The following is a 22,395-nucleotide window of genomic DNA, read 5'->3' on the forward strand; positions in this document are numbered from 1 at the left end:
AAATCGGCCAAGATCGGCTGGACGTCCCGGGGGCGGAGATCAGCGACGGCCCGGGCACGTATGTGCGCCGGGCGCCGGGCGGAGGCTTCAGTGCCTCCGAGAACTATCGCGCTGATCACGGGTACCAGGCTATCTCGCTCCACCCCCGGCTCGTCATGAGCTGTATGTGTACAAAAGAGGGGGGGTAACTTTGACACTCTGGACAGGGCCCGGCCCGGCCGGGCGTGCCAGACCGGTGCGCGGTCGCTCTCCGCTCATGCGCCGGTCGCTATCCGGCCAGCTCGCGAGCAGTGCGGACGGCCTCCGCCAGGCTGTCCACGACGGGGACACCGGCTGATTCCAGACTGCCCCGGCTGTGCGAACCGCCCGTATAGAGCACGGCCCGCGCGCCCACGTGCGCGGCGGCCAGCGCGTCGTCCACGGCGTCTCCGATGAGGACCGTACGCCCGGCCGTCACTCCCGTCCCGTCCAGAGCCGCCAAGTGACGTACGAGGTGTCCCGCCTTGGTGGTGTGGGAGGGCCCGGTACGGCCGTCGACGCGCAGGAAGTGCGTGTCGATCCCGTGCGCCCGGACGAGCGGCACGAGCTTGTCGTGGGGCGCGAGGGACAGCAGGGACTGCGTGAGCCCGCCCTCCTGCCAGTCCCGCAGGAGCTCGCGGGCCCCCTCGGCGAGCCCGGCGTCCTCGGCGGCCGCCCAGTAGTGGCGGTGGAAGGCCTCGTCCATGACCAGCCACTCGGCGTCCGTGGGGAGCCGGCCCATGAGGCGCTCGTAGAACTTCGGCACCGGTACGACGTACAGCTCGCGGTACCGCTCCAGGGTGATCGGAGCGAGGCCGAGCTCGGCGAAGGAGGCGTTGGTGGCGGCTATCACGGCGTCGATGTCGTGGAGCAGCGTGCCGTTCCAGTCCCAGACGATGTGCGGGGCCGCGGACGCCGGGCCCGGGGCTGCCGGGCGCGCGGACGCGGTGGCCGCGGGCACGGCGGCAGCCCGGGCCGGCACCGCGAGCGCGGGGCCCTCGGGCGTCGGGACCACGGCTGCGGGGGCCTCGGGTGCGGGGGCCTCGGGTGCGGGGTTCCGGGGTGCGGCGCTCACTTCAGCAGCCCCGGAATCTCCTGGACCCCGAACCACAGCAGCTCGTGCTCCTCGGCATCGTCCACGGTGGAGCGCGCGGCCTCGTCGCCCCCGTCCGCGGCCGCGACGGCCGCCACGGCGGCGCTCACGTCCTCCAGGGCCTCTTCGGCGTCCACGTGCACCGCGGCCGCCACGGAGAGCCGTACGGCCCCGGCGAGCGCCACCTGGCCGAGCGCGGCCTCGTCGGTGCCGGGGACGGCGGTGGCGGCCTTGTCGTCCACGTCGACGGCCACCACGACCCGCTTGCGGGGCGCGGCCCCGTCCTCGGCGATCATCCGCAGCGAGGCGGCGGCGGCCCGGGTCAGGGCGGCGTACTCCAGCTCCTCGATGTCGTCCGACACGAACCACTCGCGCAGCCCGGGCGTGACGGCGTACGCCGTCAGCGGAGCCGGGCCCAGCTCACCCGCCTGGTGCGCCTCGGCGAGCCCGGGCAGGGTCAGGGGGACGTACACGCGCATGGCCGGCTGCTTTCGGTAGTCGGAAACGCCCCCAGGATACGACCGGGACCCGCCCCGCATCCCCCGCCGCCCCCCCCTCACACGCATCGGCCCCAGGGCCCTCCGCGACTCCGCCGGACCACACCGGACTCCGTCCGGTGACGGCCCGCGTCCCCCTTCGGGGTGCGGCGCCGGGGCCGTGCGGCGTCCACCTTCCGCCCCGCGGAACCGGGGGCCGGGCCCGGGGGCGGCCGGGGACCGACCCGGATAGGTGAAGGCGGGCCGGAGGCGGGGCACCCCCGCGGCGTCGTTGCGGAGCGTGTTCGCGGCCCCGTAGAAGTCCCCTACCAAGTTACCGCCCGGTACCACGCCGGGCCCGACCCCGGGGACGACCGCCATGACCACCAGCACACCCCGCACCACGGGAACCACCCCCGGAACCACCGCCATGGAGCCCACCGGAAACCTCCGCGTGCCCGTGCCCACCGGTATCCCCCGCGCCCCCGGGCCCACCGGGAGCACCGGACCCAAGACCGCGCGGCCGAACCGCAGCGCCGAAACGACCCCGCCCACCGGGACCGGGACCGGGCCCGCCCGGCGCCCCGGGAGCGGCGGCCCCCGCACCGCTGCCGGGGGCGGCGCCGGCACCGGTCCCGGCCGGGGCTCCGACCGGCCGGCCGGGACCGGCCCCCGCACCGCGCGGCCCGGCCGCCACGACCGGCGCCGACCGCCCACCACCGTCCACCGCGGCAGCGGCCCGCACCACTGGTTCGCCGAACGGCTGCTCGCCGTCCTCAGCGGACGCCGCCCCGTGCACTCCCTGATCGGCCACACCATCGGCCCGGCCTACGACCAGCTGATCACCCTCGCCCCCGCCGACCCCCCGCAGGAGCGCGCGTACGACGCCCGCCGGCTCAGCCCCGTCCTCCACGGATGCGGCCGCTTCACCCCCGGCCCGGGGGTCATCGAGGCCTTCGCCCGCATCGCGACGGGCGAGCGCCTCACCGCGCTGGCCTTCCGCCTGGAACAGGGCCCCGACCTGCGCTGGCGCTGCGCCGCCGTGGAACTCCAAGGCCCCCGCCCGTGACCCCGCGCACACGCACACACAACAACGCCGCCGGGGCCGGACCCCACGCACAGCGTGGTGTCCGGCCCCGGCGGCCATCCCGCGAGCAGCCCGCGGGTTACTTCTTGCGGCGACGGCCGCCCGTGGCCTTCGCGGCCTTGCGGCGCTCCGCGCGCGTCATCCCGGAATCGGCGTCGTCACCGGAATCCGATTCGAAGTCACCCTCGACGACGCCGCCCTCACCGTCCACGGTGGGCGCGGAGAAGTGCAGGCGGTCCGGCCGCTGCGGGGCGTCCAGACCCTTCGCCCGGATCTCCGGCTTGGTCAGCGACGGACCGGAGTCCGACACCAGGACCTCCTCGACCTGCTGCTCGACCTGGACCTCCAGGTTGAACAGGTAGCCGACGGACTCCTCCTTGATGCCCTCCTGCATGGCGTTGAACATGTCGAAGCCCTCGCGCTGGTACTCGACCAGCGGGTCCTTCTGGGCCATCGCCCGCAGGCCGATGCCCTCCTGCAGGTAGTCCATCTCGTACAGGTGCTCGCGCCACTTGCGGTCCAGCACCGACAGCACCACGCGCCGCTCCAGCTCGCGCATGATGTCGGAGCCGAGCGTGGCCTCGCGGGCCTCGTACTGCTCGTGAATGTCGTCCTTGACGGACTCCGCGATGAACTCGGCGGTGATGCCGGCGCGGTCGCCCGCGGCGTCCTCCAGCTCCTCCACCGTGACCTTGATCGGGTAGAGCTGCCGGAAGGCGTTCCACAGCCGGTCCAGGTCCCACTCCTCCGCGAACCCCTCGACCGTCTCGGCCGTGATGTACGCGTCGATGGTGTCGTCCATCATGTGACGGATCTGGTCCTGGAGGTCCTCGCCCTCCAGGACGCGGCGGCGCTCCTTGTAGATGACCGTGCGCTGGTTGTTGAGGACCTCGTCGTACTTCAGGACGTTCTTGCGCGTCTCGAAGTTCTGGGTCTCGACCTGCGACTGGGCCGAAGCGATGGCCCGCGTGACCATCTTGTTCTCGATCGGCACGTCGTCCGGCACGTTGGCCATCGACATGACGCGCTCGACCATCTGCGCCTTGAACAGCCGCATCAGGTCGTCGCCGAGCGACAGGTAGAAGCGGGACTCGCCCGGGTCGCCCTGTCGGCCGGAGCGGCCGCGCAGCTGGTTGTCGATGCGGCGCGACTCGTGGCGCTCGGTGCCCAGCACGTACAGGCCGCCGAGCTCCTTGACCTCCTCGAACTCCGCCTTCACGGCCGCCTCGGCCCGCGTGAGCGCCTCGGGAAGGGCGTGCGCCCACTCCTCGATGTGCTCCTCCGGGTCCAGGCCGCGCTGGCGCAGCTCGGCCTCGGCGAGGTCGTCCGGGTTGCCGCCGAGCTTGATGTCGGTACCACGGCCGGCCATGTTCGTGGCGACCGTGACGGCGCCGCGACGGCCCGCCTGGGCGACGATCGTGGCCTCGCGGTCGTGCTGCTTCGCGTTCAGCACCTCGTGCGGGATGCCGCGCTTGGAGAGCTGCTGCGAGAGGTACTCGGACTTCTCGACCGACGTCGTACCGACGAGGATCGGCTGGCCCTTCTCGTGCTTCTCCGCGATGTCGTCGACGACGGCGGCGAACTTCGCGACCTCGGTGCGGTAGATCAGGTCCGCCTGGTCCTTGCGGACCATGTCGCGGTTGGTCGGGATCGGGACGACACCGAGCTTGTAGATCTGGTGGAACTCGGCGGCCTCGGTCATGGCCGTACCGGTCATGCCCGACAGCTTCGAGTACAGGCGGAAGAAGTTCTGCAGGGTGATCGTGGCGAGGGTCTGGTTCTCGTCCTTGATGTCCACCCCTTCCTTCGCCTCGATGGCCTGGTGCATGCCCTCGTTGTAGCGGCGGCCCGCGAGGATACGGCCGGTGTGCTCGTCGACGATCATGACTTCGCCGTCGATGACGACGTAGTCCTTGTCGTTCTTGAAGAGTTCCTTGGCCTTGATCGCGTTGTTGAGGTAACCGACGAGCGGGGTGTTCACCGACTCGTAGAGGTTCTCGATGCCGAGCCAGTCCTCGACCTTCGCGACACCTGTCTCGTGGATGCCGACGGTGCGCTTCTTCTCGTCGACCTCGTAGTCGCCGGTCTCCTCGATGCCCTTGAGGGGCTGGCCGGGCTCGCCCTTGGTCAGGCGCGTCACCAGCTTCGCGAAGTCCGCGTACCACTTGGTGGCCTGGTCGGCCGGGCCCGAGATGATCAGCGGGGTACGGGCCTCGTCGACGAGGATCGAGTCGACCTCATCGACCACGGCGAAGTTGTGGCCGCGCTGGACGAGCTCGTCCTGCGACCACGCCATGTTGTCGCGGAGGTAGTCGAAGCCGAACTCGTTGTTCGTGCCGTACGTGATGTCGGCGGCGTACTGCTCACGGCGCTGCGCCGGAGACATGTTCGCCAGGATGCACCCGACCTCCAGGCCGAGGAACTTGTGCACCCGGCCCATCATCTCGGAGTCGCGCTCGGCGAGGTAGTCGTTCACCGTGATCAGGTGGACGCCCTTGCCGGACAGCGCGTTCAGGTACGCCGGGAGCGTGCCGACGAGGGTCTTGCCCTCACCGGTCTTCATCTCGGCGACGTAGCCGAGGTGCAGGGCGGCGCCGCCCATCATCTGGACGTCGTAGTGACGCTGGCCGAGGACGCGCTTCGCGGCCTCGCGGACCGTCGCGAAGGCCTCGGGCAGCAGGTCGTCCAGGGTCTCGCCGTCCTGGAAGCGCTGCTTGTACTCGTCCGTGAGCGCACGCAAGTCGGCGTCGGAGAGGTTGACGAAGTCCTCTTCGATGGAGTTGACCTGGTCCGCGATGCGGTGCAGTTTTTTGAGGATCTTGCCTTCGCCTGCACGCATGAGCTTGTTGAAGACGGACACCGAGGTTTGTCTCCTTGCCGGTCGGGCCTGGCACTGTATTCGTGCGCGGGCACGGAGGGTGGGCCCCACCGCAACGGCCATCGTAAGCGAGGACGCGGTCGCGTCGGGAGGTCCGCACTGCCGCGGGGCTGGACTGCCCGGAAATGAGAACGTGCGAGGGGCGCCGAAGGTGCCGGTATGGGCGGTCCCTCTTCGGGAATCCGTTTCCCCGCGGCCGTCCTCCCAGAGCAGAATCCGCCCATGGAACCGATCACCCTCACCACCGAGCGCCTCGTCCTGCGCCCCCTGGACGCCTCGGACACGGACGAGGTGTACGCGGCCCTGCAGGATCCCGCGATCCAGCGCTGGATACCGGTCCCCGTCCCGTACGAGCGCACGCACGCCGAGTCCTTCGCGACCCGGGTCCCGGGCGGGCAGAACGGCTCCGAGTACAACTTCGGCGTCCGGCTCGGCGCCGGCGGCCCGCTGGTCGCCTGCGTCGGGCTGGGCCCGCAGGGCGACAACGCGCACGAGGTCGGCTACTGGACCGTCGCCGGCCACCGGGGCCGCGGCTATCTGCCCGAGGCGCTGCCCGCCGTACTGCGCTGGGCCTTCACCGAGCTGGGCTGCGTACGGATGATCTGGCGCGCGGGCGTCGGCAACGAAGCCTCCCGCCGGGTCGCCGAGAAGGCCGGCTTCACCATCGAGGGCGTCGCGCGCGCGGGCATGGAACACCGCGAAACCCTGCGGGACTGCTGGACGGGCGCCATGCTCCCCTCGGACCTCGGCCTGCCCTCCCGCCTCCCGTACCTTCCCTCGCCTGTCGGTGGCCGGGTCTAGGGTGCGGTCATGACGCCCGCACCCCCGCCGACCGTGTCCCTCTCCGCCGACGAGGCCCGCCGCATCGCGCTGCGCGCGCAGGGCTTCCTGGGCGCCCCGGACCGGCGCGGCGGGGTCCGCGGCGTCCTGCGCCACCTGGGCGCCGTCCAGCTCGACACGATCTCCGTGCTGGCCCGGTCCCACGAGCTCGTCCCGTACGCGCGCCTCGGCGCGGTCGGCCGCTCCACCGTCGAAGCCTCGTACTGGTCTGACCAGCACGCCTTCGAGTACTGGTCGCACGCGGCCTGCATCCTGCCGATCGAGGAATGGCCGCACTTCGCCTTCCGCCGCCGGGCCCGCAAGGCCCGCGGCCACCGCTGGCACGTCCTGGAGGACAAGGACCGCTCGACGAAGACGGTCCTGGACCGCCTGGCGGCCGAAGGCCCTCTCACCTCCACCGAACTGGGCGGCGCCAAGAACGGCGGCGAATGGTTCGAATGGTCCGAGACGAAGATCGCGGTGGAGTGGCTCCTCGACATCGGCGAGGTCGTCTGCACCGAGCGCCGCGGCTGGAAGCGGGTCTACGACCTCCCCGAGCGCGCGGTCCCCTCCGCCCTGCTCCACGACGACCTGGACGACCGGGAGTGCAAGCGCCGCCTGGTGGCCCTCGCGGGGCAGTCCCTGGGCGTGGGCACCCGCTCCGACATCGCTGACTACCACCGCCTCAAGAACCAGGACTTCGACGCCGTGGTCGAGGACGCCGGCCTGGTCCCGGTGGAGGTGGAGGGCTGGGACAAACCGGCCTGGGCGGACCCCTCGGCCCTTTCCCCGCTCCCCCGGGGCCGCCACCGCACGACCTTGCTCTCGCCCTTCGACTCCCTGATCTGGGAACGCCCGCGCACGGAGCGGATCTTCGGCTTCACCCACCGCCTGGAGGCCTACGTGCCCAAGCCCCGGCGGATCCACGGCTACTTCGCGATGCCCCTGCTGGCCGGGGGCCACCTCCAGGGCCGTGTGGATCCGGCCCGCGAGGGCACCACCCTGGTGGCCCGCCAGCTCTCCCTGACCACCCCGAAGGCAGCCCGCCCCATGGCCGAAGCCCTCCGCGAAGCCGCCACCTGGGTCGGCTGCGACACGATCCGCATCGACCGCGCGAGCTCTCCCGCGGAAGCGCAAGCAGTCACAGCGGAACTGTCCACCCTCTGAACCCCGGGCTCCGCCAAGGGCATTTCAGCCGTCCGGTGTGTGAGGACCGGGATCCGGGGCGGAGCCCCGGGGAACGGTGGAAGGTCGCGGAGGGGACTCCGCCCCGCAGGGCACACCACCCGCACCCGGCACCGAGGCCGGCCCCCTACCGGATCTCGAGGATCTTCTCCCGCATCGCGTACACCACGGCCTCCATCCTGGAGTGCAGCTGCAGCTTCTCCAGAATGTTCCGCACATGGTTCTTCACGGTGTTCTCGGAGATGAACAACTCCTTCGCGATATCGCGGTTGTTCATCCCGGTGGCCACCAGCTTCAGGACCTCGAGCTCCCGATCCGTCAGCCGCGGCGCCGGCACCAACCGTCGCTCGTCGGTCCGCTGGATCATCGACTTGAACTCCGTCAGCAGCTTCGACGCCATCGACGGACTGATCTGCGACTGACCGTCCGCGACCGCCCGGATCGCCGTCGCGACCTCGTCCGTGGAGATCTCCTTCAGCAGGTACCCGGTGGCCCCCGCCTTGATCGCGTCGTAGAGGTCCGCCTCCTCGTCGCTGATCGTGAGCATGATGATCTTCGCGGAGGGCGCCACCTCCTTGATCGAGGTGCACGCCTCGATCCCCCCGCGCCGCGGCATCCGCACATCCATCAGCACGATGTCCGGCAGCAGATCCGCCGCCTTGTCCACGGCCTCCGCCCCGTCACCCGCCTCGCCGACGACCTGGATGTCCTCCTCCTGCGCGAGGACGATCTCCAGCCCGCGCCGGAACAGCGCGTGGTCGTCGACCACGAGCACCCGGATCGGCTCTGCCACCCGGTCCTCGTCACGGCAGCCCGCACCGTTGTCGTCACTCACCGGCCCGAAGCTGTCCGCCATCGTTCCTCCCCCTGCACCACGGTGCTGAGCTGCTGGGTCAATCCGACGAGAGCGGCCGCCGGCTGACTGCCCGACATGATTCCATGCCCAGGTAACCGAACGGGTGCCGACGATTACAGGCCGACCCATACAAGCCACCGTTGCGCAGCCATCACCTCACACGAGTGCCCCCGCGCCCGCCTGGGCGAACGCGGGGGCACCGCACGGACATCCGGATCCAGCCCGGAATCAGTCCGGAATCAGTCCGGAATCAGCGACTCAGCCTCCGAGCGCGCCACCCGCGCCCGCGCCGTCGAGCTCACCCGAGCTGGAGGCGGCGTCGGAGGCGTTGAGGTGGATCACGCCGTAGTCATAACCGTGGCGCCGGTAGACGACGCTCGGCATCTTGGTGTCGGAATCGACGAACAGATAGAAGTCGTGACCGACCAGTTCCATCTCGTACAGGGCCTGGTCGAGCGACATGGGTGCGGCCGAGTGGGTCTTCTCGCGAACGACGAGCGGGCCGTCGCCCTGCACTTCCAGCGATCCGATCCGGGTGGTCGGAATCGCGTCCGTCTTCTCGCCGTTGACCGGCTCGCCGTTGCCGTTGAGGGTGGCGGCGTTCGGGACCACGTCGGCGACCTCCGCCGCCGAGAGTCGTCCGGCGCCGCGCCGCGTGTAGCGCTTGTCGTGCTGCTTGCGCAGCCGGGCCTCCAGCTTGTCCTGAGCGAGGTCGAGCGCCGCGTACGCGTCGGCGGCGGAAGCCTCGGCACGAATCACCGGGCCCCGCGAACGCAGGGTGATCTCCACGCGGTCGGAACGGTCGGCCTGGCGCGGGTTGTGCTCCTTGGACACCTCGACGTCCAAGCTGATCACCTTCGCGTCGAGCTTCTGGATCCGCTCCGGATTCAGCTTCTCGGCCACGTGCTTGCGGAACCGGTCGGGCACCTCGGTCTTACGGCCCTTGACGACGATGTCCACGCAGAACTCCGTTCCCGGATAGCTCCGCCTCAGGGGCGAAGCGTCTCCCTTTCGCACCAGACCCCGGTGAACACCGGAGCCTCGGACTTGGCGACTTCCACCTCCTCCTCCCCCACCGGCAAGATCTACACCCCACCGACTTCGGAGTCGAGGGACAACCTCTGACACGAAGTTTCCGAACCGTCACAACGCTCGAAACGTGCGCTCCGATGCGCGGGGCCAAGGTTCGCCAATTCCTTACAACCGAACATATCCCTCTATGCCGGTTGTCGGCACCCGCTACCGGAACGTACCTCCGTTCAGGTGGCCGTTCCCTCTTACTACCTGCAACGATGCGCCTTCCCCTCCAGTTCCAAATCTATTCCCAAGTTTTTTGCTCTGTTCGAGTTGCACCGGCGGCGGGACGTACGAAGGAGTCCGCCGGCGCGGCCACCACGGCGGCCGTCAGACCCGCCGCCGAGGTCGCCCCGATCCCGGCCGCGCGCAGCGCCCGCGCCGCCTCCGCCAGGGTGGATCCGGTGGTCACGAGGTCGTCCACGACGACGATCCGGGCCGCCCCCGCCGTCACCCGACCGGCCCCGGGCCGCGCCTCCAGGGCCCCGGCGAGGTTCTCCCGGCGCTGCTTGGCCCCCAGGCCCGCCTGGTCGGCCACCGCCCGCCGCAGCCGCAGTACGGGCGCCACGCGCGCGGGCACCCCCTCCCGCCGCAGCCGCGCCGAGGCGGCCAGGGCGATCCTGCGCGCCGGATCGTGGCCGCGCGCCCGCACCCGGTGCCGCGCGGAGGGCACGGGGACCAGGACGACGAGCCCGCCGCCTCCGCCGCCGCCTCCGCCGCCCCCACCGCTCGACCCGCCCGGACCGCCCGCGCGGACCGCGGCCGCCAGCGAGGCGCCGAGGGCACCGGCCAGCGGCAGCGCGCCGCGCTCCTTGTGGGCCAGTACGACCGCCCGTACGGCCTCCCGGTACGCGGTGGCCGCATGGACCGCGGGCAACCCCGCGGGGCACGGAGACGGCCGTACCAGCCCCGCCAAGGCCCCACTGAGCTCCGACCGGCAGGCTCCGCACAGCATCGCCGCGCCTCCGGCCCCGCAGCCGGCGCATCCGACCGGCAGCACCAGCCCGGCCAGCTCACCCGCCGTCCCCCGCCACCACTCCCGCATGCCGATCACTCTGCCGGGCGGGGACAGCCGTCCACCACCCCTGTGGACAACCACGGAAAAGGCCAGGCCGGCGCTTCGGCCGCGGCCGTCAGCCCGGGTAGACCGGAGCCCGTCCGCCGGCCACCACCGTGCGCCACTGCGCCCCCGGCGGCAGCCACACGATGCCGTCCTCCAGGGATTCGGCGACCACCGGCTTCTTCTCGTCCTCGCTCGCGGCGACCGCCACGAGCCCGGTCGCGCCGGGCAGGCCGGCTCCGACCATCGAGCCGTCGGCCAGCATGTAGCGGGCCTGTACGACCCCGCCGCTCTCCCGGCCCACCACCAGCAGCCGGCCTCGCGGCGCCCAGCTCATCGCCGTCACGTCGGCCAGCTGCGGGGCGGCCGCGCGCAGCTCGCGCACCGAGACCGCCGAGGCGTCGCCCTTCCCGTCGGGCCGCTCGATCCGCCCGGTGTACAGGTACTTGCGGCTCTCCCGCTGCACCAGCAGTGCGATCCGCACCCCGTCGGGCGAGGCCTTCAGCCCCGTGATCCGTCCGCCGGCCAGCCCGGACACCTCGACCCGTTCGGCCGGCCCGGCGCCGCCGGGCAGCCGCCACAGCGTCGAGTTCTGCACGTCGGAGTCGGCGACCCACAGGTCGCCCGCCGCGTCCCACGTCGGGGTGGTGAGCCCATTGGGCTTCGTGCCCTTGGCGTTCAGCAGCGCCGGTGGCATCGGTCCGGCGGTGGTCAGGTTGACCACGTACAGCCCGTGCCCGTCCTCGGAGACGACCGCGGCGCGCTTCTCGTCGTAGGACACGGCGGCGGAGCCCACCTTGAAGGCCGGGTTCGCGGCCAGCGGCCCGGGAGCCGGTGACGGCGGGTCCTGCTGCTCCTCGCTGTTGGGGTCCAGGTTCAACCGCTGCAGCCGGTTCTCGGCGTCCACGTAGTACTGGTGTCCGGGCGAGGGCGGCAGGTTGGCGATCACGGCGGCCGCCGCCTCGGACACCTGGCAGGCCGTGGTGCCGTCGGAGCGCACGATGTCGACCCGGTCGACCCGGAAACCCGTCAGATCCTTGACCGTGTAGAGGAGCTGGGTCGCCATCCGCTGGCACTGGGGCCCCGCGACGTCGTCCGCGTTCTTGTTCAGGGGCACGCGCAGCGTGTTCTGACCGTCGATCGAGAGGGACTTGGTGCCCTCCCGCAGCTCCGTACCGGTCGGAAAGCTGGAAGTGACCACCGGCCCGAGCCACTTGGAGGGCCCGGCCAGCAGCGAGGTGACGGTCTGGGTGGTGGGGTCCATCCGGGAATCGGGGTCGCTGCGCTGGCGCACGTAGACGGGGTCGGCGACGAGCGTGGAGCCCGCGAAGTAGTACTTGTTGACCGGCCGGTAGATGCGCTGGAAGTCGGACTCGCTCAGCACCAGGCTGCTGGGCGGAGTCGCGATCCGCCACTGGCCGTCCTTCTGCTGGAGCTGGAGGAACTCCTCGTAGCGCTGGTCGCTGGTCTCCGGCTGGTACGCGCTGCGCTCGTCCACCGTGGCCAGCATCTTGCCCGCGATCTTGAACCGGGGAGTGGCGGCCGGCTCCTTCTCGCCCGGTACGGAGAACCGGTCGAGGCCGGCGGAGAGCACGGTGACGGCCGCTCCGGGCTTCCAGTTCTTCGCCGCGTCCTCGGTGAGGTACTTGCGGGCCGTCTGGAGCTGCGGATCATCGCTGGTCATGGCCTCCAGGAAGCCGTCGACGATCTCCTGCGGGCTGGCCTTGTCGGCCGGCGGCACACCGAAGACGCGGACCTGGGAGTCGACACCCTGGGAGGCCTCCACGGGTCGGACCTCGCCGTGGTCGGGCATGGAGGCGCAGCCGGCCAGCAACAGCCCCGCCGCACCGAAGGCGAACGCCCTCAGTGCGCCGAGCGCGCCCGGCGTGCGCCGGCGCGACCGTCCCGGCTCAGCGCCCATGCGATCCACCCCCGGCCCCCGCGCCGCCCGCGCCGCCCTCTTCGCCGGTTCCACCGCTGCCACCCTCTCGGTCGGTTGCTCCCGCCGCCCGGCCGGAGCGCGCGTTCGCCGCCGCCCCGCCCCCGGAACCGTGTCCCTGCTCCGCCGGCCGGGTCACGACCCGCGCCCCGCTGCCCGGCAGCGCCGTCGGGTCGGCCGGTACGGGCACCGCGCCCGCGACCGGGGATCTCGGCGGTATCGGCGACCGGTCGCTCCGCCCCGCCTGCTGCGCCTGGCGCCCGGCCGCCGCGGAGCCCTCCGCGGCGCCGGCGGCATCCGCGGCGGCCCTGGCCCGGCTGGCCCGGGAATCCTCGGGCTCCAGCGGGATCGGCGATCCGCGCAGCGGCTCGTCGGCGGTGCGCGGCAGCGTCAGGCGGAACTGCGAGCCGCCGCCCGGCTCGCCCCACGCCTGGAGCCAGCCCCCGTGCAGCCGGGCGTCCTCGACGGCGATGGACAGGCCGAGGCCGGTACCGCCCGTCGTGCGCGCCCGCGCCGGGTCGGCGCGCCAGAAGCGGTTGAAGACCCGGGTGGCCTCGCCGGGCTTGAGCCCGACTCCGTAGTCCCGTACGGCCACGGCGACGGCCCCGCCCGCCGAGGCGAGCCGGACGACCACGTCGCGGCCCTCGCCGTGCTCGACGGCGTTGACGACGAGGTTGCGCAGGACCCGCTCCACGCGCCGGGCGTCGGCCTCGGCTATCACCGGCTGGGTGTCCCCGAGGACGCGGATCCGGGTGTTCTTGTGGTCGGCGAGCGGCTGGGCCCCGTCGATGACCCGGTGCACGACGTCCCGCAGGTCGATCGGCTCCGCCTCCAGGGCCGCGGCGCCCGCGTCGAAGCGGCTGATCTCCAGCAGGTCGGCGAGCAGCGACTCGAAGCGGTCGAGCTGCCCGGCGAGGAGCTCGGCGGAGCGCGCGGTGACCGGGTCGAAGTCGGCACGGGCGTCGTGGATGACGTCCGCCGCCATCCGGACCGTCGTCAGCGGGGTGCGCAGCTCGTGGGAGACGTCCGAGACGAAGCGCCGCTGGAGCCGGGAGAGGTCCTCCAGCTGCTGGATCTTGTTCTGGAGGGTTTGGGCCATCTTGTTGAAGGCCTCGCCCAGACGGGCGATGTCGTCCTCGCCGGTGACCTTCATCCGCTCCTGGAGCCGACCCGCCGAAAGCCGCTCGGCGATCCCGGCGGCCATCCGGACGGGGGTGACGACCTGGCGCACGACCAGCCAGGCGATCCCGCCGAGCAGGACGACGACGAACAGGCCCGCGGTGGCGATGGTGACCTTGACCAGGTTGAGGGACTCCTCCTCCTGGGTGAGCGGGAAGAGGTAGTACAGGTCGTACGGGTCGCCGTTGATGTCGGTGAGCCGCTTGCCGATGACCAGCGCGGGCTCGGGCAGCTTGTCCCCGGCGTCGGTGTAGCGGATCTGCGAGAAGGTCTTGAAGGCGCCGGTCGCGTGGTTGACGTTGCGGCGCAGCCCCAGCGGGACGCTGGCGCCCGGGTCCACGTTGCCGGAGGCGCGGGCCCCGCGGACACCGGGGGCGCCCCGGCCGGCCGGCTGTTCTTCGCCGGTTCCGGTGCCGGCGCCCAGCGCCGCCACCTCGAAGGCGCTCTGCCCACCACTGGCGAGCTGTTTGACCAGGGAGTTCATCCAGGTACTGGCGTCCCGGCCGACCTTGTTGTCGGAGGCGTCGGCCACATCCGCCGTATAGGGCGTGTTGGCCTTCTCCTGTGCGACCGCGAAGCCGCCCGCGGCCTGGCTCTGCGCGGCCTCCTCCTTGGCGTCGAGGAGGCCCTTGCTGACCTGCGCGATGACCACGAACCCGAGGGCGAGGACCACGGCGAGGGAGATCAGCAGGGTGGCGGCGACCACCCGGAGCTGGATGTTGCGCCGCCACAGCCGGACAGCCGGAAGCAGCGGCCGTCGTACGAGGCGTACGAACAGTCGCAGCACGGGGCCGCCGGGCGCTCCGACCGCGTCGAGGCGGAGCTGCCGGCCGCCCCGCAGCGCTCCCCAGCGGGAGCGGCCACGGGGCTTGCCGGGTGTCATGTCAGCTCGGTCCGGCCTTGTAGCCGACCCCGCGCACCGTCACGACGATCTCGGGGCGCTCCGGGTCCTTCTCGACCTTGGAGCGCAGTCGCTGGACGTGCACGTTGACCAGACGGGTGTCGGCCGCGTGGCGGTAGCCCCAGACCTGCTCCAGCAGCACCTCGCGGGTGAAGACCTGCCAGGGCTTGCGGGCGAGCGCGACCAGCAGGTCGAACTCCAGCGGGGTCAGCGCGATCGAGGCGCCTTCCCGCTTCACCGAGTGCCCCGCCACGTCGATGACCAGGTCACCGATGGTCAGCTGCTCGGGCGCCGGCTCCTCCGAACGGCGCAGGCGGGCCCGGATGCGGGCCACCAGCTCCTTTGGCTTGAACGGCTTGACGATGTAGTCGTCGGCCCCGGACTCCAGGCCCACGACCACGTCCACGGTGTCGCTCTTGGCGGTGAGCATCACGATCGGTACGCCAGACTCGGCGCGGATCAGCCTGCACACCTCTATGCCGTCCCTACCGGGCAGCATGAGGTCGAGCAGCACGAGATCCGGCTTCGCCTCCCGGAAGGCAGCCAGTGCCTTGTCGCCGTCCGCTACGAACGACGGCTCAAAACCTTCTCCACGCAGCACAATGCCGAGCATCTCGGCCAGCGCGGTGTCGTCGTCGACGACAAGGACGCGTCCCTTCATGGTTGACATCATCCCATTAGCTAATCGTTACCCGGCGGTGAGCTGTCCCACAGCCAAAGGGGCTGGAAATCGTCCCTCGGACCTGCGTGGAGATCAGGGCGCCCAGTGTGCCCCGGATCCGGCCCCCAGACGAAGGCGCGAACGTCCGGGATCCGTCCGGCATCCATTCGGGATCCGGGAGGCCCCTGTTCCGTTCGGGACGGCTGGTCCGTTCGAGGTTGTCACATGGCACGATGGCAGCCGGACCAAGCGCCCGCACCCCGCGTGCACGTGAAGGAGCGACGATGAACGACTCTCCGGGCTGGGCTACGCCCGGATCCTCCCCGTCCGACGGTGAGGGCTCCCCCGGTACGCAGCCACCCGCGGGCGGTTCCGGCACCGATTCCAAGTGGTCCGCCGAGCAGCCACCGCCCGGCCAGTGGTCGAGCCCGACCCCGGGCCACACCCCGCCGAACCCGCAGCAGCCCCCGGCTCCGCAGCCGGGCGCTGGCTGGGGTTCGTACGGCACCGGCCCCCAGAACGGCTGGGGCGCGCACACCCAGGCCGTGAAGCCCGGCGTGATCCCGCTGCGGCCGCTAGGCCTGGGCGAGATCCTCGACGGCGCCGTCAGCACCATGCGCAAGCACTGGCGCGCGGTGCTGCCGATCACCCTGATCGTGGCCGTCGTCGTCCAGCTGGCCAGCGTGCTCACCCAGAAGTACCTGTTCGCCGACCTCGTCGTGGACGCGTCGAGCAGCGGCCCGGGGAAGGAAGAGCTCGAATCCTTCGGCAGCCTGGTGGGGGTCAGCGCGCTGGACGGCTTCATCCAGCTCGTCGGATCCATCGTGGCCACCGCCATGCTCACCATGATCTTCAGCCGCGCGGTCCTCGGACACGGCTCCTCCATCGGCGCCGCCTGGCGCGAGGCGCGGCCGCAGCTCCTGCGCCTGTTCGGCCTCACCCTCCTCCTGGGCATCGGATCGGCCGTCCTCTTCACCGTCCTGGTTCTGCCCGGCGCCCTGGCCGGACAGGCCGCCCTCGCCATCCTGGGCGGGCTCGCCGCCCTGGGCGTGATCCTCTGGCTCTGGATCAAGTTCGCCCTGGCCTCCCCCGCCCTGATGCTGGAGCAGACGACGGTCCGCAAGGCCTTCGTCCGCTCCTCGAAGCTGGTCAAGGGCTCCTGGTGGCGGATCTTCGGCATCACCCTCCTGACCGGCGTCATCACGACCCTGCTCTCGGGCCTCATCGTCCTCCCCCTCACCGTCGTGGGCGGGCTGGTGTTCGGCGGCGGCCTCGAAGGCATGGCCGACGGCACCGGGGCCACGAGCTGGGGCTACCTGATCTCCACGGGCATCGGCGGGGTCATCGCCCTGACGATCACCATGCCGGTCCAGGCCGGCGTCACCGTCCTGCTCTACGTCGACCAGCGCATCCGCCGCGAGGCCCTCGACCTGGAACTGGCGCGGGCCGCGGGCATCGAGAACTACGGCACCGCCACGCCGCCGACCGGAGGCTGACGCGGGAATGAGGAGCACGGGGGGCCTGCTCGCACCACCACCCACGCCACAACCCGGCATCGGCCGCGAGGCCGCCCGCGAGGCGGCCCGCCACGAGCTGTCCAAGCCCGCGTACCACGAGAACGACCCGGGGCTGGTGCAGCGGGCCCTGAACCGCTTCTGGGAGTGGGTGGGCGACCTCTTCGACCGCGCCTCCGGCGCGACCCCGGGCGGCACGCTGGGCCTGCTGGCCATCATCGTGTTCGCCCTCCTGGTCACCGCCGCCCTGTGGTGGCGCCTGGGCACCCTCGGCCGTACGGCCTCGCGCACCCCCGGCACCCTCTTCGACGACGGTGTCCGCAGCGCGGCGGACCACCGCGCCAGCGCCGAAGCACTGGCCGGCGAGGGCCGCTGGAGCGAAGCCGTCCAGGAGCGCATGCGCGCCGTGGTCCGCTCCCTGGAGGAACGCACCCTCCTCGACCCCCGCCCGGGCCGCACCGCGGACGAGGCGGCCGCCGAAGCCGCCCGCTCCCTCCCGTCCCACGCGACGGCCCTGCGCACGGCGGCGCGCACCTTCGACGACGTCACCTACGGCGCCCACCCCGCCACCCCCGACATGTACGCGACCCTCACCACCCTGGACGGGGCCCTGTCCCACACCAAGCCCCTCCTGACGGGCCCCACCCCATGACCGACAACCCCCACGACCCGAATGCCACCCCCGGCACGGACCACCCCCCGGGAGGCGCGGCCCCCGTGACGCCCGGCCACCCGGCGGCGCCCCCGCCCGGCGCAGGCTCCACCGTGCCGGGCGCAGCCCCCGTGCCCCCCACCTCCGCTGCGGCACCCTCGGGGTCGGGCACACCGGGCGCAGCCCCGACGCCCCCTCCCGGCACAGGCTTCACCCTGCCGGGCGCAGCCCCCGTGCCCCCCGGCTCCGCTGCAGCACCCCCTGGCGCGGGCGGACCGGGCGCAGCCCCAACGCCCCCTCCCCACCCGGCGGCGCCCCCGCCCGGCGCAGGCTCCACCGTGCCGGGCGCAGCCCCCGTTCCCGCCAGCTCCGCTGCGGCACCCCCTGGGTCGGGCGGAACGGGCACGGGCCACCCCGCCCCGGGCGCAGCCCCCTCGGCAGCGACCCCCGCCGGCGGAGCCCCCGCCGGCGGAGCCCCCGCCTCGGCGGCCGGCGAGGCCGCCGCCCCTCCCCGTACCACCGCCGGAGGCGCGTCACCCCGGGACCTGTGGACCCGCTCCCGCGGGTTCCTCCTGGCTCTCGCGGTGCTCCTCGCCGCCGGGTTGGCCCTCGCCGCCCTCAACTCCGGTGCCCGGCACGGCTACCTCGACCCCCGCTCCGCCGACCCCGCCGGCAGCCGGGCCGTGGCCGAACTGCTCGCGGACCGCGGGGTGACGACCCGCGTCGTCACCACCGCCGCGGAGGCCGCCGACGCCTCCGGCCCCGACACGACCCTGCTGGTGACCGACCCCGACCGGCTCGGGGAGACCCAACTCCGCGCCGTCCGTTCCGCGATCGACCTCTCCGGCGGCCGGACCGTCCTGCTCGCGCCGAGCTCCCTCAGCCTCCCCTCCCTGGCCCCCGGCACCCGCACCTCCGGCGACTCCGCCGCCCCGGACACGAACCTCGACCCGGGCGGCTCCTGCACCCTCCCCGCCGCCACCACCGCGGGCCGCGCCGCGACGGGCGGTGGCCACAGCTACGCCACCACCACCCCCGGAGCCACCGGCTGCTACCCCGACGCCGGGCACCCCACCCTCCTCGTCCTGCCCACCGGCATCCCCGGCGGCGACACCGTCCTCCTCGGCTCCGAGGACGCCCTCCTCAACCAGAACCTCGCCAAGGAGGGCAACGCCTCCCTCGCGCTCCAACTCCTCGGCTCCCGCCCGCACCTCGTCTGGTACCTGCCGTCCCTCGCCGACAACGCCGAAGGCAGCGGCACCGGCGAGGAGCGGAACTTCCTCGACCTGATCCCCGCCGGCTGGAGCTGGGCCCTGCTCCAGCTCTTCCTCGCCGCCGCCGTCGCCGCCCTCTGGCGCGCCCGCCGCCTCGGCCCGCTCGTCACGGAACGCCTCCCCGTCCTCGTCCGCGCCTCCGAGGCCACCGAGGGCCGCGCCCGCCTCTACCGCAAGGCCGGCGCCCGCGACCGCGCGGCCACCGTGCTGCGCGCCGCCGCCCGCGAACGCCTGGCCGCACTGGTCGGCGTACCGGCCGCCCAAGCCCACGACCCGGCCTCCCTGGTCCCCGCCGTCGCGGCCCGCCTCACCGCCGGACCGCCTCCGCACGACCCGGACACCCTGCTCTTCGGCACCACCCCCACCACCGATGCGGCGCTCATCGCGCTCGCCGACCACCTCGACGCCCTCGAAAGGGAGGTCCGCACCTCATGACGGCCACCACGGACAGCGCCCGCTCCGCCCTGGAGGCGCTCCGCACCGAGATCGGAAAGGCCGTGGTCGGCCAGGATTCCGCCGTCACCGGTCTCGTCGTAGCCCTCCTCTGCCGCGGCCACGTCCTCCTCGAAGGCGTCCCCGGCGTCGCGAAGACCCTCCTCGTACGGGCCCTCGCCGCCTCTCTCGAACTCGACACCAAGCGCGTCCAGTTCACCCCCGACCTGATGCCGAGCGACGTCACCGGCTCCCTCGTCTACGACGCCCGCACCGCGGAGTTCTCCTTCCAGAACGGCCCGGTCTTCACCAATCTCCTCCTCGCCGACGAGATCAACCGCACGCCCCCCAAGACCCAGTCCTCCCTCCTCGAAGCGATGGAGGAACGCCAGGTCACCGTCGACGGCACGCCCCGCAAGCTCCCGGAGCCGTTCCTCGTCGCCGCCACCATGAACCCGGTCGAGTACGAGGGCACGTACCCCCTCCCCGAGGCCCAGCTCGACCGCTTCCTCCTGAAGCTCACCGTCCCGCTCCCCTCCCGCGAGGACGAGATCGGCGTACTGACCCGCCACGCGGCCGGCTTCAACCCCCGCGACCTGCACTCCGCCGGCATCCGCCCGGTCGCCGGCCCCGCCGAACTCGACGCCGCCCGCAAGGCCGTCGAAGCCACCAGCGTCTCCCCGGAGATCACCGGCTACGTCGTCGACATCTGCCGCGCCACCCGCGAATCCCCCTCCCTCACCCTCGGCGTCTCCCCGCGCGGCGCCACCGCCCTACTGGCCACCGCCCGCGCCTGGGCCTGGCTCGTGGGCCGCGACTACGTCACCCCCGACGACGTGAAGGCCCTCGCCCTGCCGACCCTGCGCCACCGCGTCCAACTGCGCCCCGAGGCCGAGATGGAGGGCGTCACGGCCGACGCGGTCATCACCGCGATCCTCACCCACGTCCCCGTCCCGCGCTGATGGCGTTCACCGGACGCGCCGCCCTGCTCGCGGCCCTCGGCAGCATCCCCGTCGGCCTCCTCGGCCCGAGCTGGACGGGGATGCTGGCGGTCAACGCCCCCCTCGCCCTGGCCTGCGCGGTCGACTACGCCCTCGCCGCCCCGGTCCGCACGCTCCTCCTGGCCCGCTCCGGCGACACCTCCGTCCGCCTCGGCGAATCCGCGGACGTCCACCTCACCGTCACGAACCCGTCCCCCCGGACCCTCCGCGCCCGGATCCGCGACGCCTGGCCCCCGAGCAGCTGGGTCCCCGGAACGGAAGTCGCCGACTCCCGCCATGCCCTGACGGTGCCTCCGGGCGAACGCCGCCGCCTCACCACCCGCCTGCGGCCCACCCGCCGCGGCGACCGCCAGGCGTCCCGCGTCACGATCCGCTCGTACGGTCCGCTGGGCCTGCTGGCCCGCCAGGGCCACCACACCGTCCCCTGGACGGTCCGCGTCCTGCCCCCGTTCACCAGCCGCAAGCACCTCCCCTCCCGCCTCGCGCGCCTGCGCGAACTCGACGGCCGCACCAGCGTCCTGACGCGCGGTGAGGGCACGGAGTTCGACAGCCTGCGCGACTACGTACCCGGCGACGACACCCGTTCCATCGACTGGCGGGCCACCGCCCGCCAGAACAAGGTCGCCGTCCGCACCTGGCGCCCGGAACGCGACCGCCACATCCTGATCTGCCTCGACACCGGCCGCACCGCGGCCGGCCGCGTCGGCGACGCTCCGCGGCTGGACTCCGCGATGGACGCCGCCCTGCTCCTCACCGCCCTGGCCACCCGCGCCGGCGACCGCGTGGACCTCCTGGCCCACGACCGCCGCCTCCGCGCCCAGGTCCAGGCCCGCGGCGCCGCCGACACCCTGCCCGCCTTCGTCAACGCGATGGCGACCCTCGAACCGGAACTGGTCGAAACCGACTCCCGCACCCTGGTCTCCACCATCCTGCGCAGCGCCCCGCGCCGCTCCCTGGTGGTCCTCCTGACGAGCCTGGACCAGGCCCCGGTCGAGGAGGGCCTGCTCCCGCTCCTCCCCCGCCTCACCCAGCGCCACACGGTCCTGCTGGCCTCCGTCTCCGACCCCCACGTAGCGGACATGACGAAGTCCCGCGGCACGGTGGAAGCCGTCTACGAAGCCGCCGCCGGCACCCAGTCCCAGGCGGCCCGCCGCCGCACGGCCGAACAGCTCACCCGCCACGGCGTCCACGTCGTCGACGCCACCCCGGAAGCCCTGGCCCCGGCCCTGGCCGACGCCTACCTGTCCCTCAAGGCCGCAGGCCGGCTCTGACCCCAGCCGTCCCACCACGGGGACGTTCCGTCCTGATCTGGATACGCTGGGCACGGTACCCACCAGGAGGACACCATGGCCGACCTCACCCCGGAACAGATGCGCCGCATGCACGACTTCGCGGAGCAGCTCTCGGAGCTGGCGGAGCACCAGGAAGACCAGTGGAAGGTCCAGACGACCGAAGGTCAGATCTCCCTCACGATGATGAGCCCCACGGCTCCCCACGGGCTGAACGTGGTGCGGCTACGCCGTCAGATCGAATCACAGACGCCAGAGGTCATGGCTCTCAACGACACGAACATGGGCGATCCGGTGACGGGCCTGACCAAGGTCCCCGACCTCATGGTCATCGCCGAGGAAGATACCGACGACACGGCGAAGGTGGTCAACTCGCGCGATGTCCTGATGGTGGTGGAGGTCGTCTCGCGTACGAATTCCCTTACTGACAGCCGCGACAAGCTTCACGACTATCCGAAGATGGGCGTCCCGCTCTACGTCGTGGTGGACCCCCGCAAGGACAAAAAGACCGCCACGGTGCACTGCGACCCCTCGGAAGGGCCCGACGGAGTCCGCTACCGCAAGACGGTCCCGTACGCCTTCGGAGACACCGTCGTCGCCGGCCGCTGGACGCTCGACACGAGCAGCCTCAGGAGCTACCCCGCCGACTGGTAGGCCCCAACCAAATCCACATGGACCGTGCCCTGAAAAGTCCCCGTAAACGCAGAAAAGCCCCGTACCAGTTCCCTGGTACGGGGCTCTCTACAATGATTGTTCGGCGGCGTCCTACTCTCCCACAGGGTCCCCCCTGCAGTACCATCGGCGCTGAAAGGCTTAGCTTCCGGGTTCGGAATGTAAACCGGGCGTTTCCCTAACGCTATGACCACCGAAACACTATGAAGTTAACCAACCGGATATGAACACAGTTCGTTACTTCAGAACTAACACAGTGGACGCGAGCAACTGAGGACAAGCCCTCGGCCTATTAGTACCAGTCAGCTCCACCCGTTACCGGGCTTCCACATCTG

General features: G+C 72.2%; 18 protein-coding genes and 1 rRNA gene. 9 read left to right on the top strand and 10 right to left on the bottom strand.

Annotated elements, in window-relative coordinates; translation table 11 throughout:
• Positions 1-268: 268 nt before the first annotated feature.
• Both ACFYYB_RS12165 and ACFYYB_RS12170 read right to left on the bottom strand, forming a co-directional pair.
• Positions 269-979: an HAD family hydrolase gene (locus tag ACFYYB_RS12165; RefSeq protein WP_389435006.1), complete on the bottom strand. Its 711-nt coding sequence runs from the start codon at positions 977-979 to the stop codon at positions 269-271.
• Positions 980-1,089: 110 nt separating this feature from the next.
• Positions 1,090-1,590 (bottom strand): DUF6912 family protein, encoded by a 501-nt coding sequence (locus ACFYYB_RS12170; RefSeq protein ID WP_389434896.1) that lies wholly within the window; start codon positions 1,588-1,590, stop codon positions 1,090-1,092.
• Positions 1,591-1,966: 376 nt separating this feature from the next.
• Here ACFYYB_RS12170 and ACFYYB_RS12175 point away from each other — a divergent pair, with 376 nt between their 5' ends.
• The gene (locus ACFYYB_RS12175) at positions 1,967-2,656 is read left to right on the top strand and encodes an Rv3235 family protein (RefSeq protein ID WP_389434898.1); all 690 of its coding nucleotides are present in this window, start codon (positions 1,967-1,969) and stop codon (positions 2,654-2,656) included.
• 97 nt (positions 2,657-2,753) lie between these two features.
• On the opposite strand, the gene secA is transcribed toward ACFYYB_RS12175, so the two are convergent.
• Positions 2,754-5,534, bottom strand: coding sequence for a preprotein translocase subunit SecA (gene secA / locus ACFYYB_RS12180; RefSeq protein ID WP_389434900.1), 2,781 nt, complete (start codon positions 5,532-5,534; stop codon positions 2,754-2,756).
• Between the two features lie 240 nt (positions 5,535-5,774).
• On the opposite strand from secA, the gene ACFYYB_RS12185 reads away from it, so the two are divergent.
• Complete coding sequence (locus ACFYYB_RS12185; protein ID WP_389434902.1) at positions 5,775-6,353, top strand: GNAT family N-acetyltransferase; 579 nt, start codon at positions 5,775-5,777, stop codon at positions 6,351-6,353.
• Positions 6,354-6,362: 9 nt separating this feature from the next.
• A complete protein-coding gene (locus tag ACFYYB_RS12190) occupies positions 6,363-7,538 on the top strand; it encodes a winged helix-turn-helix domain-containing protein (RefSeq protein ID WP_389434904.1) in 1,176 nt (391 codons plus the stop codon).
• Between the two features lie 145 nt (positions 7,539-7,683).
• On the opposite strand, the gene ACFYYB_RS12195 is transcribed toward ACFYYB_RS12190, so the two are convergent.
• The 6 genes from ACFYYB_RS12195 to mtrA form a co-directional block, all read right to left on the bottom strand.
• Positions 7,684-8,412: a response regulator transcription factor gene (locus ACFYYB_RS12195; protein ID WP_243337414.1), complete on the bottom strand. Its 729-nt coding sequence runs from the start codon at positions 8,410-8,412 to the stop codon at positions 7,684-7,686.
• A 258-nt stretch (positions 8,413-8,670) separates the two neighbouring features.
• Positions 8,671-9,372, bottom strand: coding sequence for a ribosome hibernation-promoting factor, HPF/YfiA family (hpf, locus tag ACFYYB_RS12200; RefSeq protein WP_389434907.1), 702 nt, complete (start codon positions 9,370-9,372; stop codon positions 8,671-8,673).
• Between the two features lie 358 nt (positions 9,373-9,730).
• Positions 9,731-10,531, bottom strand: coding sequence for a ComF family protein (locus tag ACFYYB_RS12205; RefSeq protein WP_389434909.1), 801 nt, complete (start codon positions 10,529-10,531; stop codon positions 9,731-9,733).
• Between the two features lie 88 nt (positions 10,532-10,619).
• Positions 10,620-12,467, bottom strand: a complete 1,848-nt coding sequence (locus ACFYYB_RS12210) for an LpqB family beta-propeller domain-containing protein (RefSeq protein ID WP_389434910.1) — start codon at positions 12,465-12,467, stop codon at positions 10,620-10,622.
• Entirely contained in the window at positions 12,457-14,547 is a 2,091-nt protein-coding gene (mtrB, locus tag ACFYYB_RS12215; RefSeq protein WP_389434911.1) for an MtrAB system histidine kinase MtrB, read from the bottom strand. Before mtrB ends, ACFYYB_RS12210 begins: the two co-directional genes overlap by 11 nt.
• Position 14,548: 1 nt before the next feature.
• On the bottom strand, positions 14,549-15,238 hold the full coding sequence (gene mtrA, locus ACFYYB_RS12220) for a two-component system response regulator MtrA (RefSeq protein ID WP_274552971.1): 690 nt from the start codon (positions 15,236-15,238) through the stop codon (positions 14,549-14,551).
• A 272-nt stretch (positions 15,239-15,510) separates the two neighbouring features.
• Here mtrA and ACFYYB_RS12225 point away from each other — a divergent pair, with 272 nt between their 5' ends.
• The 6 genes from ACFYYB_RS12225 (at position 15,511) to ACFYYB_RS12250 (ending at position 22,042) form a co-directional block, all read left to right on the top strand.
• Positions 15,511-16,722 (top strand): hypothetical protein, encoded by a 1,212-nt coding sequence (locus ACFYYB_RS12225; RefSeq protein ID WP_389434912.1) that lies wholly within the window; start codon positions 15,511-15,513, stop codon positions 16,720-16,722.
• A 7-nt stretch (positions 16,723-16,729) separates the two neighbouring features.
• The gene (locus tag ACFYYB_RS12230; protein ID WP_389434913.1) at positions 16,730-17,392 is read left to right on the top strand and encodes a DUF4129 domain-containing protein; all 663 of its coding nucleotides are present in this window, start codon (positions 16,730-16,732) and stop codon (positions 17,390-17,392) included.
• Positions 17,393-17,976: 584 nt separating this feature from the next.
• Positions 17,977-19,101, top strand: a complete 1,125-nt coding sequence (locus ACFYYB_RS12235; RefSeq protein ID WP_389434914.1) for a DUF4350 domain-containing protein — start codon at positions 17,977-17,979, stop codon at positions 19,099-19,101.
• The gene (locus ACFYYB_RS12240) at positions 19,098-20,060 is read left to right on the top strand and encodes an AAA family ATPase (protein WP_389434916.1); all 963 of its coding nucleotides are present in this window, start codon (positions 19,098-19,100) and stop codon (positions 20,058-20,060) included. Before ACFYYB_RS12235 ends, ACFYYB_RS12240 begins: the two co-directional genes overlap by 4 nt.
• Positions 20,060-21,370, top strand: a complete 1,311-nt coding sequence (locus ACFYYB_RS12245; RefSeq protein WP_389434918.1) for a DUF58 domain-containing protein — start codon at positions 20,060-20,062, stop codon at positions 21,368-21,370. The genes ACFYYB_RS12240 and ACFYYB_RS12245 overlap by 1 nt, the downstream gene beginning before the upstream one ends.
• A gap of 75 nt (positions 21,371-21,445) precedes the next feature.
• Positions 21,446-22,042 (top strand): Uma2 family endonuclease, encoded by a 597-nt coding sequence (locus tag ACFYYB_RS12250; protein ID WP_389434919.1) that lies wholly within the window; start codon positions 21,446-21,448, stop codon positions 22,040-22,042.
• 98 nt (positions 22,043-22,140) lie between these two features.
• Here ACFYYB_RS12250 and rrf read toward each other — a convergent pair.
• Positions 22,141-22,258 (bottom strand): 5S ribosomal RNA (rrf, locus tag ACFYYB_RS12255).
• Positions 22,259-22,395: the final 137 nt, after the last annotated feature.

Source organism: Streptomyces sp. NPDC002886 (assembly GCF_042888445.1).
GTDB lineage: Bacteria > Actinomycetota > Actinomycetes > Streptomycetales > Streptomycetaceae > Streptomyces.